We start from the raw sequence: 16846 nt of genomic DNA, 5'->3' as shown, positions 1-16846 counted from the left end.
AGGCTCCTTTGGCGGATCGGCAGTGTAGGCGGAGATGACCGTGGTGGGCCAGCGGGCATCGCTCACCGTTATACAAAAGACCCCGCCTCCTCCCACAGGGATTGTCGAACCCCGCAAGTGACCCATTACAAAATCCCAACACAGGACTTTTCCTGACCATTGCGTCAACAGGTAGAATGCCCCGCCTCGCGCATCAAACACCTCTGGACGTTCCGCCCTTGAATTCCGTAACCGACCGCCCCGCCGCTCCCTCCCTCACCCGCCCCGCCCGGGTTCGCCTGGAGCTGAAAAACCTGCTCGCCCTGGCCCTGCCGATCATGATCGCGCAGCTGGCGACCACCGCCATGGGCTTCGTCGATGCGGTGATGGCCGGCCGGGTCGGGCCGCGGGATCTCGCGGCGGTGGCGCTGGGCAACTCGATCTGGGTCCCGGTGTTCCTGTTGATGACCGGCACCCTGCTGGCCACCACGCCGAAAGTCGCCCAGCGTTTCGGCGCCGGCACCCCCAGCGAGATCGGCCCGATCGTGCGTCAGGCCCTGTGGCTGGCCCTGGTGGTGGGTTTGATGGCGACCATCATGCTATTCAGCGCCGAGCCGATCCTGCACCTGATGAAGGTCGATCCCGAACTGATCGGCCCCTGCATGCAATACCTGCACGGCATCGCCAGCGGCCTGCCCGCCGTCGCCCTCTACCATGTGCTGCGCTGCTTCAGCGATGGCCTCGGCCGCACGCGCCCGGCCATGGTCCTGGGCTTGTGCGGGCTGGCGCTGAACATTCCGCTGAACTACGTGTTCATCTATGGCCACTTCGGTGTGCCGGCCATGGGCGGCGTCGGTTGCGGCTGGGCCACGGCGATCGTGATGTGGGTGATGGCGCTGGGCATGGCCGGCTATGAACGCTGGGCGCCGGCCTATCAGTCGAGCCAGTTGTTCAGCCGTTTCGACTGGCCGCAATGGTCGGTGATCAAACGCCTGCTGGGCATCGGCTTGCCAATCGGGATTGCGGTGTTCGCCGAGTCGAGCATCTTCGCCGTGATCGCCCTGCTGATCGGCAGCCTTGGCGCGACCGTGGTCGCCGGGCACCAGATCGCGCTGAACTTCAGCTCGCTGGTGTTCATGATCCCCTACTCCCTCGGCATGGCCGTGACCGTGCGCGTCGGCCAGGCACTCGGTCGCCGGCAGCCGCGTGAAGCCCGCTTCGCCGCCGGAGTCGGGATGGGCACGGCGCTGGCGTATGCGTGTATTTCGGCGAGCATGATGCTGTTGCTGCGCGAGCACATCGCAACCATCTACACGGCTGACCCGACGGTGATCCAGGTGGCATCGATGCTGATTGTGTATTCGGCGCTGTTCCAGTTCTCCGACGCGATCCAGGTCACCGCGGCCGGCGCGTTGCGTGGTTATCAGGACACCCGGGTGACGATGATCCTGACCCTGTTCGCCTACTGGGGCATCGGTTTGCCAGTGGGCTACGCCCTGGGCCTGACCGACTGGTTCGGCACCCCGAGCGGCCCGAGCGGGCTGTGGCAGGGCTTGATCGTCGGCCTGAGTTGCGCGGCGCTGATGCTGTCGATCCGCCTGACGCGCAGTGCCCGCAAGCAGATTCGTGTAGGGGATGCATACCGCTGAATGGTGGAAAACGCCAAACCCCTGTAGGAGCGAGCTTGCTCCTACAGGCGTTCCGACGATGGTCGTTAACGATAACGCGTGTTTACTGATTAAACGCGGCGCTCTTGAGTCCATCGTCGGAACGCCGCCCGGAGCAAGCTCGCTCCTACAGGCGAAGTCGTCTACATGGGCGGTGCCGAAACGAAAGTGCGGTCGTCTGCCGCCGGTTAACCGCGGCCAAAACAGATGCAGCAAAAGTGTTGCGCGCGCAGCACATGTGTTGCATCATGACCTCACCGAAACTTCAAGAGACTTTGATATGAAGTGCAGCGAGTTTCGGCGGTGGTTGTTGGCCCAAGGCGTTGAGTTCAAAAGCGCCAAAGGCAGTCATTTCAAGGTCTCCTTGAATGGCAAAGCCACCATTTTTGCGGACCACGGCAGCAAGGAAATGCACGAAGGGTTGCGCAAAACCATCATCAAACAGCTGGGCCTTAAGGATTGAGGCCCAGCTGTACCCCTGAACGGTGAGGGCGTTATGTATCAATACCCGCTAGAACTGCACCATGAAGCCCCCGGCGTCTGGCTGTCGTGCCCGGATATCCCGGAAATGAACGCCGCCGGCGATACTCTGGGCGAGGCCTTTGCCGAAGCCTTGAACGGCATGGAGTCGGCGTTGTCGCTGTACGTCGACCAGCGCCGGCCGATCCCGTCCGCGTCGCCGGCCAGCGATCCGGCCCACGTGCTGCACCTGCCGGCGTTGACCGTGGCCAAGATCATGCTGTGGAACGCCATGCTCGATGAGGGCGTGAGCCGCGCCGAGCTGGCCCGCCGCCTGGGTTGTACGCGCCAGGTCGTCGATCGGCTGGTGGACTTTCTGCACGCGTCGAAAATCGAACAGGTCGAGCGCGCCCTGGGCCTATTGGGGCGTCGCCTGATGTTGGTCCTGGAGGCCGCGTGACCCCGTAGGAGCCAGGCCCGGCGAAAGCGTCTTCATGAGCGGTGCAAGACTCGAGGCCGCATTCGCCGTAGGAGCCAGGCTTGCCGGCGAAGGCGTCATCATGGACGCTGCAAGGCTCAAGGCCGCCTTCGCTGTCGTTGGCTTTCATAGAATGCCACCGTGGCGCATAGACGCCTCGGCTTGGGCGAGTCCATTCAATTACAGGGGGCCATAACGCCCATGCAGATTTGCGTTTAACCGGACTTCTTACGAATCCAGTACAGGTAGGTTCCTGCCTCTTCGTGCTGCCCCACCAGCTCATGGTCAAGAAACACGCAGAACTTGGGAATGTCGCGACGGGTCGACGGATCGGTGGCGATCACCTTCAGCAGGCCGCCGGGCACCAGGTCACGGATGTGCTGGTGCAGCATCATCACCGGCTCGGGACAGTTGAGGCCGGTGGCGTCTAGGGTGCCGTCTACCGGCGTATCGATCATTTCACTCATGGTTCACTCCTGAAACTTGCCGGCATTGTCGCGCATTGCCGGGTTTAACGTCACCTGTGGCGTGCACAACACCTGTGGGAGCGAGCCTGCTCGCGAATGCGGTGGGTCAGTCGACATTGATATTGGCTGGACCGGCCTCTTCGCGAGCAGGCTCGCTCCCACACGGGGGGGGCATCGAACATTGATGTCGCCTGACCCACCGCTTTCGCGGGCAAGCCCGCTCCCACAGGGGGGGTGTCGATCGCAGGATCAAGGCACGACGCCAGTACCTGTGGGAGCGAGCTTGCTCGCGATGAGGGCATCACATTCAACATTGTTGTCGACTGACCCACCGCCTTCGCTGGCAAGCCAGCTCCTACAGGGGTCCGCATGTATCAGCGGGATTTCGGTTTCTTTACGTCCAGCCGGCGCAGGTGGCACGTCACTTCTTCCCGGTCGTGATACAGCTGCTTGCAACCAATCTCAACCCGAATCCCGCGCTCCTTGAAGCCATCGGCAATCCGTTCCAGCAAGCGCTTCACCTCGGCATACCGTTGTTTCATCGGCAACTTGAGGTTAACCACCGCTTCCCGGCAATGCCCTTCGCCAATCCACTCCTCCAGCATCGCCGCATTGCGCGCCGGTTTCTCGACAATGTCGCAAACCATCCAGTCCACCGGCTGCCGCGGCTTGAACGTAAACCCGTCAGCCATCAAATGCTGCACCAACCCGGTCTCCATCAAGCTTTCCGCCATCGGCCCATTGTCGATAGCAGTCACCAACATGCCACGATTAACCAGTTGCCAAGTCCAGCCACCCGGCGCAGCGCCAAGGTCCACACCAGTCATGTCACTGTGCAAACGCTCATCCCACTGATCCCGCGGAATAAAGTGGTGCCACGCCTCCTCCAGCTTCAAGGTCGAACGACTCGGCGCCTCGCGCGGAAACTTCAGGCGCGGAATGCCCATCGGCCACATCGCCGAATTGTTCGACTCGGCCAGGCCCATAAACACTTCGCGACCACTTTTAAACGTCAGCAGCAACCGCGGCTTATGCGCGTCTTCCACCAACTTGCCCGCCGCCATCAGCGCCTTGCGCAGGTGCCCCTCGAACTTCTTGCAGAAGTTCGACAGCTCCTTGCCATCGTTGGTATCGACCATCTCCAACCACAGGCTGCCGCACAGTGGAAAGTCCGCCATGTGCGCGAGGATCACGCTGATGCGGTCGGTTTCCGGCAGATCAATGAAAATCCCCCGGGCCCATTGGCGCGGAAAAATCAGATCGGCGAACCGCTGGCCCCGCATCAGCCGCTCGGCGCCGTCTTCTTCGGTGCAGATGAATTCGGCGCAGGCGCTGGCGGTCTTGGCCTTGGCATAACCGGCCACATTCAGCCGCGCGGCGTGTTCGGAAATCTCGGAACAGACTTCGCTTTCGAAGCCCGGCCGGCAATGCATAAAGAGGGTGTTCATTCTTACTCCTGGGCAGATGGCGAGACATTCAACCACTGCGCGATGCCCAGGCTTGCGTTGAAGCAAAGCCTGTCACGAAAACCGGCGCATGATAGCCGAGTTCGGAACCTTGGACTTGTCCATAGAGTCCAGTTATTAGCCAGCTACTGAAAACAGGGCTAGCTTTAATGCTCTGTCCGTCCCCTCAGTCCGTAGCCGTGCGGACTTAAAGGAGTGATCGCAATGCCGTCCCTCGATAGCCTGAACACCCTTAAAACCCTGCAAGTCGACGACAAGACCTACCACTATTTCAGCCTGCCCGACGCCGCCAAGAGCCTCGGCGACCTGGACCAGCTGCCCATGTCGCTGAAAGTCCTGCTGGAAAACCTGCTGCGCTGGGAAGACGAAAAAACCGTGACCGGCGCCGACCTCAGGGCCATCGCCGCCTGGCTCAAGGAGCGGCGCAGCGATCGCGAAATCCAGTACCGCCCGGCGCGGGTCCTGATGCAAGACTTCACCGGCGTGCCCGCCGTGGTCGACCTGGCCGCCATGCGCGCCGCCATGGCCAAGGCCGGTGGCGACCCGCAGCGCATCAACCCGCTGTCGCCGGTCGACCTGGTGATCGACCACTCGGTGATGGTCGACAAATTCGGCAGTGCCAGCGCCTTTGGCCAGAACGTCGACATCGAAATGCAGCGCAACGGTGAACGTTATGCCTTCCTGCGCTGGGGCCAAAGCGCCTTCGACAACTTCAGCGTGGTGCCACCGGGCACCGGCATCTGCCACCAGGTGAACCTGGAATACCTCGGTCGCACCGTCTGGACCAAGGACGAGGACGGCCGCACCTATGCCTTCCCCGACACCCTGGTCGGCACCGACTCCCACACCACCATGATTAACGGCCTCGGCGTACTCGGCTGGGGCGTCGGCGGGATCGAAGCGGAAGCGGCGATGCTCGGCCAGCCGGTGTCGATGCTGATCCCGGAAGTGATCGGCTTCAAACTCACCGGCAAGCTCAAGGAAGGGATCACTGCCACCGACCTGGTGCTGACCGTCACCCAGATGCTGCGCAAAAAAGGCGTGGTCGGCAAATTCGTCGAATTCTACGGTGACGGCCTCGCCGACCTGCCGCTGGCCGACCGTGCAACCATCGCCAACATGGCCCCGGAATACGGCGCCACCTGCGGCTTCTTCCCGGTGGACGACATCACCCTGGACTACCTGCGCCTGTCCGGCCGGCCGCCGGCCACGGTGAAACTGGTCGAGGCCTACTGCAAGGCGCAAGGCCTGTGGCGCCTGCCGGGCAAAGAACCGATCTTCACCGACAGCCTGGCCCTGGACATGGACAGCGTCGAAGCCAGCCTCGCCGGGCCGAAACGACCACAGGACCGCGTCTCCCTGCCCAACGTCCCACAAGCCTTCAGTGACTTCACCGACCTGCAATTCAAACCCACCAGCAAGGAAGAAGGCCGCCTGGAAAGCGAAGGCGGCGGTGGCGTCGCCGTCGGCAACGCCGATCTCGCCGGCGAAGCGGACTACGACTACGAAGGCCAGACCTATCGCCTGAAAAACGGCGCCGTGGTCATCGCCGCCATCACCTCCTGCACCAACACCTCCAACCCGAGTGTGATGATGGCGGCCGGCCTGGTGGCGAAAAAAGCCGTGGAAAAAGGCCTCAAGCGCAAACCCTGGGTCAAAAGCTCACTGGCGCCCGGCTCGAAAGTGGTCACCGACTACTACAAGGCGGCCGGCCTGACCCAATACCTCGACGAACTCGGCTTCGCCCTGGTCGGTTACGGCTGCACCACCTGCATCGGCAACTCCGGCCCGCTATCAGAGCCCATCGAAAAAGCCATCCAGCAAGCCGACCTCACGGTCGCCTCGGTGCTCTCCGGCAACCGCAACTTCGAAGGCCGCGTGCACCCGCTGGTGAAAACCAACTGGCTGGCCTCCCCGCCCCTGGTCGTCGCCTATGCCCTGGCCGGCACGGTGCGAATGGACATCAGCAGCGAACCCCTGGGCACCGACCAGGACGGCAACCTGGTCTATCTGCGGGACATCTGGCCTAGCAGCAAGGAAATCGCCGACGCCGTGAATCAGGTCAACACTGCCATGTTCCACAAGGAATACGCCGAAGTCTTCGCCGGCGACGAACAATGGCAGGCGATCGAAGTGCCCCAGGCCGCGACCTACGTCTGGCAGGACGACTCGACCTACATCCAGCACCCACCGTTCTTCGACGACATCGGCGGCCCGCCGCCCGTGGTCAAGGACATCGCCGGCGCCCGAGTCCTCGCCCTGCTCGGCGACTCCGTCACCACCGACCACATCTCCCCGGCCGGCAACATCAAGGCCGACAGCCCCGCCGGCCACTACCTGCGCGACAAAGGCGTGGAACCGCGCGACTTCAACTCCTACGGCTCCCGTCGCGGCAACCACCAAGTGATGATGCGCGGCACCTTCGCCAACATCCGAATTCGCAACGAAATGCTCGGCGGCGAAGAAGGCGGCAACACGATCTACATGCCGACCGGCGAAAAAATCCCGATCTACGACGCCGCCATGCGCTACCAGGCCACCGGCACCCCACTGGTGGTCATCGCCGGCCAGGAATACGGCACCGGCTCCAGCCGCGACTGGGCCGCCAAAGGCACCAACCTGCTCGGCGTCAAAGCCGTCATCGCCGAAAGCTTCGAACGCATCCACCGCTCCAACCTGGTCGGCATGGGCGTGCTGCCCCTGCAATTCAAACTGGACCAGAACCGCAAAAGCCTCAACCTGACCGGCAAAGAAACCCTCGACATCCTCGGCCTGACCGGCGTCGAACTGACACCCCGCATGAACCTGACCCTGGTCATCACCCGAGCCGACGGCCGCCGCGAAAAAGTCGAAGTGCTGTGCCGGATCGACACGCTGAACGAAGTGGAATACTTCAAATCAGGAGGCATCCTGCACTACGTCCTACGCCAACTAATAGCCTCCTAACCCCACCAAACCGGGGTTGGTGCCCAACACCAACCCCAATTGGTTCCCAGGCTATTCACACAACCCATATATCCCCCACAACCCCCTGTGGGAGCGAGCTTGCTCGCGATGGCGGTATGCCAGCCAACATCAATACCGAACACCGCCCCCCCCTGTAGGAGCTGCCGAAGGCTGCGATCTTTTGATCTGCCTCTTGATCTTGATCTGTTTACCTGTAGGAGCAAGCTTGCTCGCGAAAGCGGTCCATCAGCCAACAAAGATATCGCCTGACACGATGTTCAGCGTGACAGTAATAAAAGACCCGACATAACGCAAAACCATCGGATCAATCCGTTGCCGGGGTTCTAATAGCTGGCAATAAAACGCTTGAAGGTAACGCAATACCGTCCGTCACTTTGGCGATAAAACTGTCATTGTTGACAGGTTTCTTTGTAAGGGTTTTCTCCTAGTTTGAAGTTGCGTCACAGCAGTGCAGCCCCCCTGCTCTGATCACTACCGACATGGAGATCGTCAGTCATGAACCCTGCCTTAAAAATCCCTGATCAACATGCCCGGATTGCTGTCGACATAGCGCAGATGGCCACAAGCATCGCGGTACAGCCCCCCTATTTCGCTTTCAGGTCGCTTTATACGCTGCCTGACGAATGGGACATCTATGGTGAATTCACCCCTGAGCAACCGCGAGGGAATGAGCTAGGGCCGTTGGCAACTGCCGAGGCAGGGCGTCATCTAGCCATTCTGGGGTCATGTGCGGCGGCTCGGACACAGGCTGAAGAGGCGCGCGTGTAACTACGTGGCGTCACGCGCTCAATGGGACCGGCGTTACCCCATCGGGCTTGGCCACACACCGTCGATGACCGCCAGGGCGAAAATCGTAGAGCAGTCTCGCAACACCGTCACCGCAAAAACTCAACTTCTGGTGGGCGGGCAACTATTCGCAGAATTGTTCGTGTGTTACCACGTGCTGGCAGAAAAGGCCTTTGAGAAACTCTTCGCCAGTCACCGATCGCGAGCGCCTTTACCCTCTGGCCAGTCTCCCTATGCCAAAGCGTTCCCATTGTCGGTGCTTGACCTCAGCGATCAGGAGATCACCGCCTGCAGTGTTAAATTCTGCGCCGCACGGTGCGAAGGACATTTTCCGGAATACGCCATGTGGCCGGTCGCTGTTGTTATGTACGGGATGAATCAGGCCATGTCTCGGCTACTGGATCACAAAATGGGGCGAGCCGTTTCCTATAGGCTTTTGCATGCGACGTTAGACGCCGCCGAGCGGGTGCCGGCCGCCAAGCAATTGCAGTTCAATGCTCGCTTTTCTTCCATGGATGACAATGGCAAGTTCTGTGATCTGGTGTGCAGCGCTGCCTACGCAGGGAGGGTGATTGCCAATGCTTGCGTCGAAGTTGCAATTGAGTGAAAGGCTTAATGCTCGACAAGGGAAATGCATCGCGACATCAGCCATTTCTTGATGCATCGGTACAACTGGATTCGGCCCCATCAATTCCACAGCTGCGCTCGGTCATGCCTTTGGCACGGGCTACAACACCCATTGCTTTGGCGATGTATTGCGCGTCCCCCGTCTCAAACGCATCGGCCATAAAAATAGCCATGGCTTCAGGGCCGTCCATTTGCCACCCCACCCCCACATCTGCCTAAATGCCCACCTAACACCAAGCCCCAACCAAGGAAGACCCATGCTCCGACTGCCCTGGCCCTACCTGACGCTACTCACCGCAGGCTACGTCCTGGCACTCACCCACGGCCAACTCTCCCTCGCGGCAAGCCTGCCCATCACCCTGCTCCTGCTCGCCGGCCTCGCCATCCAACCACAAAACCACCCCTACGCCCGCTACCTGGGCCACACCCTGTTCATCCTCCTCGCCCTAACCCTGGCCCTCCACTACCTGCCAGGCTTCCACAACGCCCAAGTCATCCCCCCACAACGCTTCAGCGAAAACGCCATCCCCTTCTCGATGTACCTGAACCTCGACAAGCCCCTGATCGGCTTTTGGCTCATCCTCGCCTGCCCCTGGATCATCGCCCAACGCTCACTCACCCAAACCCTCAAAACCAGCACCCTAACCCTGAGCCTGACCGCCCTGGCCACCCTCGCCAGCGCCTGCCTGCTCGGCATCATCGAATGGTCCCCGAAATGGCCCGACGTCGCCCGACTCTGGCTCCTCAACAACCTGCTGCTGGTCACCCTGGTCGAAGAAGCCCTGTTCCGCGGCTATGTACAAGGCGGCCTCACTCAGCGACTCAAACACCTGCCCTACGGTGAACACCTCGCCCTGCTACTCGCCGCGCTACTGTTCGGCCTGGCCCATTGGGGCGCCGGCTGGCAATGGGTCTTCCTCGCGACCCTGGCCGGTATCGGCTACGGCCTGGCCTACCGCTACGCAGGTTTGGCCGCCGCAGTCGCCACGCATTTCGGCTTGAATCTGCTGCACTTCGGCCTGTTCACCTACCCGATGCTGGCATAATAATATTGCAAGCAAAGGCAAACACCCGTATGACAGAAAGTAACAGCCGAGCCTTGACCCTCCCCCCCTACGGCACTAGAGTGCACGCTTTTGAAATGGCCCCGGCAGCAGCAATGCACCGGAGAAAGCCGTACTGTTGCGTTGGAAAGGAATTCCACCCCCTCCTTCCTGCTGCCTGTGCGGTCATCACACTCGATATCGCAACCTGCGCAGCCCATATGTTCAATAAAATCCTGGTCGTATGTGTCGGCAACATCTGCCGCAGCCCCACCGTCGAAGCCCTGCTTAAAAGCAGACTGGCCCATCGCGGCATCGACGTCAGTTCGGCGGGCCTCGGCGCGCTTGTAGACAAACCCATGGACAGCACCGCGCTGGACGTACTGCGCGACCATGGCGGCGATCTCCCGGACCACAAAGGCCGGCAGCTGACTCGCGAACATCTGCAACAAGCCGATGTGATCCTCGCCATGGAAAAACGCCATGTGGACCGCATCGTCGAAATGGCTCCGGAAGTGCGCGGCAAGACGTTCCTGCTGGGCAAGTGGCAGGGCAATCAGGAAATCTCCGACCCCTACCGCCAGCAGAAAGTCGCCTTCGAACACGTTTATCAACTGATGACGCAAGGCGTCGACAGTTGGTCGAAAAAATTATAATCACCTCTTGTAAAAGTACCCCGCATGCCAAGCCAAAACAGCCTACCTATTCAGGATCACCGCGATGACGATGGTGAAATCGATCTACTCGCGCTATTCGGCACCTTGATCGATAGCAAGTGGATCATTATCGGCATCACCGCATTGTTTTGCGCAATCGGTGTTGCAGTCGCTCTGCTGTCAACACCGATCTACCAGGCGAATGCGCTCGTCCAGGTCGAAGAAAAGAAAGGTGGCATGGCTGCGCTAGGCGGCATGGGTGAAATGAGCGAAATGTTCGGTGGCACCTCCCCGGCGGTGACAGAAATCGAGCTGCTCAAATCTCGGGCAGTGGTGGGTAAGGCGGTTGAGAACCTTAAGCTCGACATAATCATCCAGCCGAACTATTTTCCGCTGATAGGCCAATTCCTGAGCAGGCGCTTTCAGCCAACCAGTCCAGACGAGCTGACTTCTCCATTGTTTGGTTTGAATAGCTATACATGGGGTGGAGAAAAACTCGACATCTTCCAGCTGGAAGTGCCGGATGCTTACCTTGGTAAAACTTTAACGCTACGCGCGGAAGACAATGGCAACTTCACCCTCCTCAATAAAGACGACGAAGTCGTTATTAGTGGTCAGATTGGCGAAAAGCTTGAGCAAAATGGCTTCAAGGTGCAGGTCGCTACGCTCAATGCCAATGCAGGCTCATTGTTCAGCGTAACCAAGCAGCGTCGCCTCAATACCATTTTGCAATACCAGGAAGATGTTGCGGCCAGTGAGCGCGGCAAAGAGTCCGGCATCATCTCGCTATCACTGGAAAACGAGGATCCAGTACTGGCCAACAAAGTGCTGGACGAAATCACCGGTCTTTATGTATTGCAGAACGTCCAACGCAACTCCGCCGAGGCCGCGCAAAGCCTTGAGTTCTTGCGCACCCAGCTACCGGAAGTGCGCAAGCAGCTGGAAAAAGCCGAAGGCCAGCTCAACGCCTACCAGACCAGTGCCCGCTCGGTGGACATCACCATAGAAACCAAAGCCGTGCTCGATCAGATTGTGGCCCTGGAAACCCTGATTTCCGAGCTGAAGCTCAAACAAGCGGAAATGGAACATCGCTTCACCCGCGAGCACCCGGCTTACCAGGCTTTGATGACTCAGATGGGTCAACTCGCCGGGCAGAAACGAGGGCTGGAGAAGAAGGTTGCAAATCTACCAGAAACCCAGCAGGAACTGCTGCGCCTGGCCCGCGACATGCAAGTCACCACTGAGATCTACACGCAGCTGTTAAATAAAACCCAGGAACTGGACATCGTCCGCGCTGGTACGGTGGGCAACGTCCGTATCATCGACTCGGCGGATGCGAATATCGACAAACCAGTCAAACCAAAAAAACCGCTGATCGTACTGATCGCTACCCTGCTCGGCGGATTGATTGCTGTGGCTTACGTACTGATCCGCAAAGCGCTGAACCGCGGCATTGAAGACCCGGAAGCCATTGAACAACTAGGCATCCCGGTTTACGCCTCGATCCCGCTCAGCAAGGGACAATCCCTGATTGAAAGCAATGTAAAAGGTAACGGCCGCGCTAGTACCGGCTCACTGCTGCTGGCGGTGAACAATCCCGCAGACCTCGCCGTGGAATCGTTACGCAGTCTGCGTACCAGCCTGCACTTCGCGACTCTGGAGGCCAAGAACAACATCCTAATGATCTCGGGACCGAGCCCGGCCGTGGGTAAATCCTTCGTCTCGTGCAACCTGGCGGCGATCATCGCTCAGACCGGACAGAAGGTGCTGCTGGTCGACGCCGACATGCGCAAGGGTTACCTGAATAAACTGTTCCGCAAAGACGTTAGCAACGGCTTGTCTGACCTTCTGGCTGGCAAAGTCGACCTGCAAACCGCGACTCACGCGACCGAGGTGGAAAACCTGCACGTCATCACTCGCGGGCAGATCCCACCGAACCCGTCGGAATTGCTGATGCACAGCAACTTCACCCTGTTTCTGGAAAAGGTCAGCAGCCAGTACGACCTGATCATCATCGACACCCCGCCGATCCTCGCGGTTACCGATGCCGCCCTGGTCGGTCGCCAGGCGGGTACAAGCCTGATCGTGACCCGTTTCGGCGTCAATGCCGCCAAGGAAATCCTGGTGACCAAGCGCCGCTTCGAGCAGAACGGCATTGTCATCAAAGGCGCGATTTTCAACGCCGTGGAACGCAAAGCGTCTGCGTATGGTTATGGCAACTACAGCTACTACCAGTACGAATACGCTTCAGACAAATAACACAGGAATATCAGGGCAGCGCTGCTGCCCTGATCGACCCATGAGAGCTCCTGCATGCCACCCCAGCACCCGCCACCCCGCTGGTACCTGATCCAGTGCAAACCACGGCAAGACTCACGCGCCGAGGAAAACCTGACGCGCCAAGCCTTCAAGTGCTACCGCCCCACCCATAACATCGAACGCATCCAACGCGGCCGTCGCATCACAACGGTGGAGTCATTGTTCCCTGGTTACCTATTCATCCAGCTCGACCAACTGAACGATAACTGGCACCCCATCCGCTCAACTCGCGGAGTGAACCAGCTAGTGACATTCGGCAAACAGCCTATTGCTGTAGCAGACGAACTAATCGACCAACTCAAACAACGACTCAACGAAAAAACGCCAGAATCCGTAACGCTTGAGCCCGGAGACCGCGTGCGAATCAACAGCGGCAGCTACAAAGAACTTGAGGCCATCTTCCTCTCCCGCGACGGCGCCGAACGCATCGTAATCCTCCTACAACTACTGCATCGCGAACACACGCTCAGCATCCCAATCAGCGCCATAGAAAAAACCTGACCCCACAAACGCTCTCTAAAACAAAAACAATACATCCACATCATCATCCCCCCGTAGGAGCTGCCGAAGGCTGCGATCTTTTGACCTTAACCACGCTCTTGCTCCTCCCCGCTAAAACACTCGCCACACGCACCTGACAAAAAACACCCCGTACCCTCCCACTATCACAATCAATTACGTCGTTCCCCACATAAACTCACATCTGTATCGCCTAAAACATCAAATAGGCATCAAAACGCCACTACTCCTCAAGTCATTCCCAAAACCGAATCCGTGATCTACTACTCAAAACACACTGTCCTGTATGTAGGATCTTTCACCCAAGACTGTATTTGCCTTCACTTTTCCCACCAATTCAGTAAAATGCGACGTCGGCTGAGGTAACAACTCATTTCGGCAGGATGCCATTGCACAGACCTCTCGTTGTGCAGCAGTTCAAGGACGGATTCATCTCCTCTGCGCGCCATTAACCGAGCAAAGACTCGGTCCTGCCTGATTGATCCTCCTCCCAAAATTGCCAGCGCTTGTGCATACGACTCACGTCGCATCCACAGCGCACGTTCTCAGGAAACCAACGGTGAATCCTGGGGCGGTAGCGTGCCGAAAACCTTGATGTTGGCCAAGGCAATTGCGTCCCATGCCACGGAGACAGGGAACGCCACGCCAACGACCCGTTGAGCCTCAGGCCCAAACAGTAACTCCAGCTGCATGGAGGTAATACCTCCCCCCAGCGGGCACAGTCTGGAAGGCTATGTCCATCCCAACGCGAGGGACCTTATCTTGATACGCAAGCGCAGCACCACGATACCAGCAGGCCGCAGCCTTACGTTCTGGGCCCAATGGCTGGCCGCAATCTCCGTACTCATCCTCCTGCTTTGCGCACTGGCGGTGATGAAGACAGGGGACGTCGATACCCAATACCGCATGCTTAGCGCGTTCATGCTGCTGGGTTCGGTTCCGGCTTATTCCATGATGCAGGTCTATCACAAGCATCATGGCTACTTGGTCGGACTTGGCCGACTGCTTGCCGGATGGCTAGTGTTGCTCTCGGGCTTGATGGTGATAGCCTTTATCACCAAGACCAGTGAGCTGTTCTCCCGTGAAGTGATCCTGACGTGGATCTTCGCTGGTTTCGCACTACAAGCATGCCTTTACCTGCCGCTGCATACTCTGGCCAGACGCTACCAGCAGAAACTTCAGGCCGCTCGCACCTCTCTAATCATCGGCACTGGCGAGCTGGCGCTCGACCTTGCAGACAAACTGGCCCTGCAAAAAAACGAACCATTGATAGGCCTGGTGGCGGCGGACGACCTGCCGTTACCGAACGACAGCCTGTACCCCATCCTTGGCAGTCTCGCCCACCTGCGCGACCTGATCGCGACCCATCGTATTCGCCGGCTTTACATAGCACTGCCACTGACCGAAGCCGAAAAGATCGAGGAGCTGTATATCGATTTGCTGGACTCCAGCGTAGACGTCATCTGGATTCCCGACCTGCGAAGCCTGATTCTACTCAACCACTCGGTATCGGAAATAGAGGGGCTTCCTGCGATCCATCTCAATGAGAGCCCGCTGACCTCCTACCCGACTGCAGCACTCTCCAAAGCCTTATTGGATCGCACCGTTGCGCTGTTCGCCATTATCATGCTCAGCCCCGTGTTATTGGCCACCGCCCTCGCCGTAAAGATGTCATCGCCTGGCCCGGTGCTGTTCAAGCAAAAACGCCATGGATGGAACGGCAAGATCATCAAGGTCTGGAAGTTTCGTTCCATGCGCATGCACGATGACCGAGAAGTAAAACAGGCCAGCCGTGATGACCCGCGCATCACTCGCGTCGGCCAATTCATCCGCCGCACTTCCATCGATGAATTACCGCAGCTCTTCAATGCCCTGCAAGGCCGCATGTCGCTAGTTGGCCCGCGCCCTCACGCCGTGGCCCACAACGATTACTACACCGGAAAAATCGATGCCTATATGGCTCGACATCGAATCAAACCTGGGATTACTGGCTTGGCACAGATCAGCGGTTACCGAGGTGAGACGGAAACTATCGACAAGATGGAGAAGCGCGTAGAGCTGGATCTTGCATATATCAATAACTGGTCATTGTGGTTGGACATCAAGATATTGATCAAGACGCCGTTCACTCTGCTATCGAAGAATATTTACTGAAGCGTGTCGCCCTCCCGTTACTGCACCTACTCCGTGCAACCCTCGACACTAACAAACACCAATATAATGGCCTGTATCTAATGAAAACCCTCTGCGTCTTTGGCACCCGCCCCGAAGCTATCAAGATGGCTCCCCTAGTTCTTGCACTTGCGTCTGACGATCGCTTCGATGCAAAGGTCTGCGTTACAGGCCAACACCGCGAGATGCTCGACCAAGTGCTTGACCTGTTTGCCATCCAGCCAGATTTCGATCTGAACATCATGAAGCCCGGCCAGGATCTTACGGACGTTAGCACAGCGATCATGCAGGGTTTGAAGAGTGTATTTGCGGACTTCAAACCGGATGTCGTTTTAGTGCACGGAGACACCGCGACCACCTTCGCGGCCAGTCTTGCAGCCTACTACCATCAAATTCCGGTCGCGCACGTGGAAGCGGGCCTACGGACGGGCAACCTCTACTCGCCATGGCCTGAAGAAGGCAACCGCAAGCTAACAGGCGCGCTGGCCAACCTGCACTTCGCCCCAACTGAAACCTCGCAAGCTAACTTGCTGCATGAAGGCGTCAACCCTGAGAGCATCATCGTTACAGGCAACACCGTAATTGATGCTTTGCTTGGCGTCATAGCGCGCCTGGATCAGGATCAGGCGCTAAACAGCAAAGCAGCTGCACCCAGCGCGTTTCTTGATCCTAGCCGCAAGTTGATTCTCGTTACCGGCCATCGTCGAGAAAGTTTCGGTGACGGCTTTGAGAGAATTTGCCAGGCACTTATGGAAGTTGCCCAGCAACATCCAGAGGTCGATATCGTCTATCCCGTGCACCTCAATCCCAATGTCCGCGAACCTGTCAATCGTCTACTGACTGGCATCGACAATGTCCATTTGATTGAGCCTCTGGACTACCTCCCTTTTGTCTACATGATGAGCCGCGCGCACATCATCCTGACCGACTCTGGCGGCATTCAAGAAGAAGCGCCTTCGCTGGGCAAACCGGTACTAGTAATGCGTGATACAACAGAACGACCAGAGGCCGTCGCTGCCGGTACAGTGAAATTGGTCGGCACCGAAACCGCCAACATCGTTCGCGAGTTAAACCGCTTACTGTCAGACCCCGTTGCTTACCGCACCATGAGCGTTGCCCATAACCCATACGGTGACGGCAACGCCTGCCAGCGCATTCTTGACACGCTGCTCGGTCACAAAACATCTAGCAAGTAAGCCATCGCTTCGCTCGACGACAATCCATTCACATCGAATTCAACA

General features: G+C 58.6%; 13 protein-coding genes and 1 pseudogene. 11 read left to right on the top strand and 3 right to left on the bottom strand.

Annotated elements, in window-relative coordinates; all coding sequences use genetic code 11:
* The first annotated feature begins 218 nt into the window (after nt 1–218).
* The 3 genes from ACA067_RS08645 (at nt 219) to ACA067_RS08635 (ending at nt 2565) form a co-directional block, all read left to right on the top strand.
* Nucleotides 219–1628 carry an MATE family efflux transporter gene (locus ACA067_RS08645; RefSeq protein ID WP_497461396.1) on the top strand — a complete coding sequence of 470 codons (1410 nt, stop codon included), beginning with the start codon at nt 219–221 and terminating at the stop codon, nt 1626–1628.
* 298 nt (nt 1629–1926) lie between these two features.
* Entirely contained in the window at nt 1927–2109 is a 183-nt protein-coding gene (locus ACA067_RS08640; RefSeq protein WP_338922383.1) for a type II toxin-antitoxin system HicA family toxin, read from the top strand.
* A gap of 33 nt (nt 2110–2142) precedes the next feature.
* Nucleotides 2143–2565: a type II toxin-antitoxin system HicB family antitoxin gene (locus tag ACA067_RS08635; protein ID WP_497461395.1), complete on the top strand. Its 423-nt coding sequence runs from the start codon at nt 2143–2145 to the stop codon at nt 2563–2565.
* A gap of 233 nt (nt 2566–2798) precedes the next feature.
* Here the strand turns inward: ACA067_RS08635 and tusA are convergent, their stop codons facing one another.
* Entirely contained in the window at nt 2799–3050 is a 252-nt protein-coding gene (gene tusA / locus ACA067_RS08630) for a sulfurtransferase TusA (protein ID WP_007953079.1), read from the bottom strand.
* Nucleotides 3051–3424: 374 nt separating this feature from the next.
* A complete protein-coding gene (gene rlmM, locus ACA067_RS08625; protein ID WP_497455997.1) occupies nt 3425–4498 on the bottom strand; it encodes a 23S rRNA (cytidine(2498)-2'-O)-methyltransferase RlmM in 1074 nt (357 codons plus the stop codon).
* A 222-nt stretch (nt 4499–4720) separates the two neighbouring features.
* Between rlmM and acnA the strand changes: the two genes are divergently transcribed.
* Together acnA and ACA067_RS08615 are read left to right on the top strand one after the other, a co-directional pair.
* Nucleotides 4721–7462: an aconitate hydratase AcnA gene (acnA, locus tag ACA067_RS08620; protein WP_497461394.1), complete on the top strand. Its 2742-nt coding sequence runs from the start codon at nt 4721–4723 to the stop codon at nt 7460–7462.
* A gap of 793 nt (nt 7463–8255) precedes the next feature.
* Nucleotides 8256–8876: a hypothetical protein gene (locus tag ACA067_RS08615; RefSeq protein ID WP_497461393.1), complete on the top strand. Its 621-nt coding sequence runs from the start codon at nt 8256–8258 to the stop codon at nt 8874–8876.
* 97 nt (nt 8877–8973) lie between these two features.
* Here ACA067_RS08615 and ACA067_RS08610 read toward each other — a convergent pair.
* Nucleotides 8974–9087: pseudogene (locus ACA067_RS08610) on the bottom strand (helix-turn-helix domain-containing protein); the annotation flags it as partial.
* A 66-nt stretch (nt 9088–9153) separates the two neighbouring features.
* Between ACA067_RS08610 and ACA067_RS08605 the strand changes: the two are divergent.
* From ACA067_RS08605 to wecB, 6 genes are all read left to right on the top strand, one after another.
* The gene (locus ACA067_RS08605) at nt 9154–9942 is read left to right on the top strand and encodes a CPBP family glutamic-type intramembrane protease (RefSeq protein WP_497461392.1); all 789 of its coding nucleotides are present in this window, start codon (nt 9154–9156) and stop codon (nt 9940–9942) included.
* 218 nt (nt 9943–10160) lie between these two features.
* Nucleotides 10161–10595, top strand: a complete 435-nt coding sequence (locus ACA067_RS08600) for a low molecular weight protein-tyrosine-phosphatase (protein ID WP_497461391.1) — start codon at nt 10161–10163, stop codon at nt 10593–10595.
* A gap of 24 nt (nt 10596–10619) precedes the next feature.
* Nucleotides 10620–12854: a polysaccharide biosynthesis tyrosine autokinase gene (locus ACA067_RS08595; RefSeq protein ID WP_497461390.1), complete on the top strand. Its 2235-nt coding sequence runs from the start codon at nt 10620–10622 to the stop codon at nt 12852–12854.
* Between the two features lie 54 nt (nt 12855–12908).
* Nucleotides 12909–13415 (top strand): transcription/translation regulatory transformer protein RfaH, encoded by a 507-nt coding sequence (rfaH, locus tag ACA067_RS08590; RefSeq protein ID WP_497461389.1) that lies wholly within the window; start codon nt 12909–12911, stop codon nt 13413–13415.
* A gap of 780 nt (nt 13416–14195) precedes the next feature.
* A complete protein-coding gene (locus ACA067_RS08585; protein WP_497461388.1) occupies nt 14196–15587 on the top strand; it encodes an undecaprenyl-phosphate glucose phosphotransferase in 1392 nt (463 codons plus the stop codon).
* A gap of 80 nt (nt 15588–15667) precedes the next feature.
* Complete coding sequence (gene wecB, locus ACA067_RS08580) at nt 15668–16801, top strand: non-hydrolyzing UDP-N-acetylglucosamine 2-epimerase (protein ID WP_497461387.1); 1134 nt, start codon at nt 15668–15670, stop codon at nt 16799–16801.
* Nucleotides 16802–16846 lie beyond the last annotated feature (45 nt).

This window comes from Pseudomonas sp. LBUM1674, from assembly GCF_059695635.1.
The sequence above is the reverse complement of the archived record's forward strand: the minus strand, read 5'-3'. Positions and strand labels throughout refer to the sequence as shown.

What these genes read in the sequence shown, in the direction of transcription:
- ACA067_RS08640 (WP_338922383.1), top strand. Translation starts at nt 1,927, where the DNA reads ATGAAGTGCAGCGAGTTTCGGCGGTGGTTGTTGGCCCAAGGCGTTGAG.
- ACA067_RS08635 (WP_497461395.1), top strand. Translation starts at nt 2,143, where the DNA reads ATGTATCAATACCCGCTAGAACTGCACCATGAAGCCCCCGGCGTCTGG.
- tusA (WP_007953079.1), bottom strand. Translation starts at nt 3,050, where the DNA reads ATGAGTGAAATGATCGATACGCCGGTAGACGGCACCCTAGACGCCACC.
- rlmM (WP_497455997.1), bottom strand. Translation starts at nt 4,498, where the DNA reads ATGAACACCCTCTTTATGCATTGCCGGCCGGGCTTCGAAAGCGAAGTC.
- acnA (WP_497461394.1), top strand. Translation starts at nt 4,721, where the DNA reads ATGCCGTCCCTCGATAGCCTGAACACCCTTAAAACCCTGCAAGTCGAC.
- ACA067_RS08605 (WP_497461392.1), top strand. Translation starts at nt 9,154, where the DNA reads ATGCTCCGACTGCCCTGGCCCTACCTGACGCTACTCACCGCAGGCTAC.
- ACA067_RS08600 (WP_497461391.1), top strand. Translation starts at nt 10,161, where the DNA reads ATGTTCAATAAAATCCTGGTCGTATGTGTCGGCAACATCTGCCGCAGC.
- ACA067_RS08595 (WP_497461390.1), top strand. Translation starts at nt 10,620, where the DNA reads ATGCCAAGCCAAAACAGCCTACCTATTCAGGATCACCGCGATGACGAT.
- rfaH (WP_497461389.1), top strand. Translation starts at nt 12,909, where the DNA reads ATGCCACCCCAGCACCCGCCACCCCGCTGGTACCTGATCCAGTGCAAA.
- wecB (WP_497461387.1), top strand. Translation starts at nt 15,668, where the DNA reads ATGAAAACCCTCTGCGTCTTTGGCACCCGCCCCGAAGCTATCAAGATG.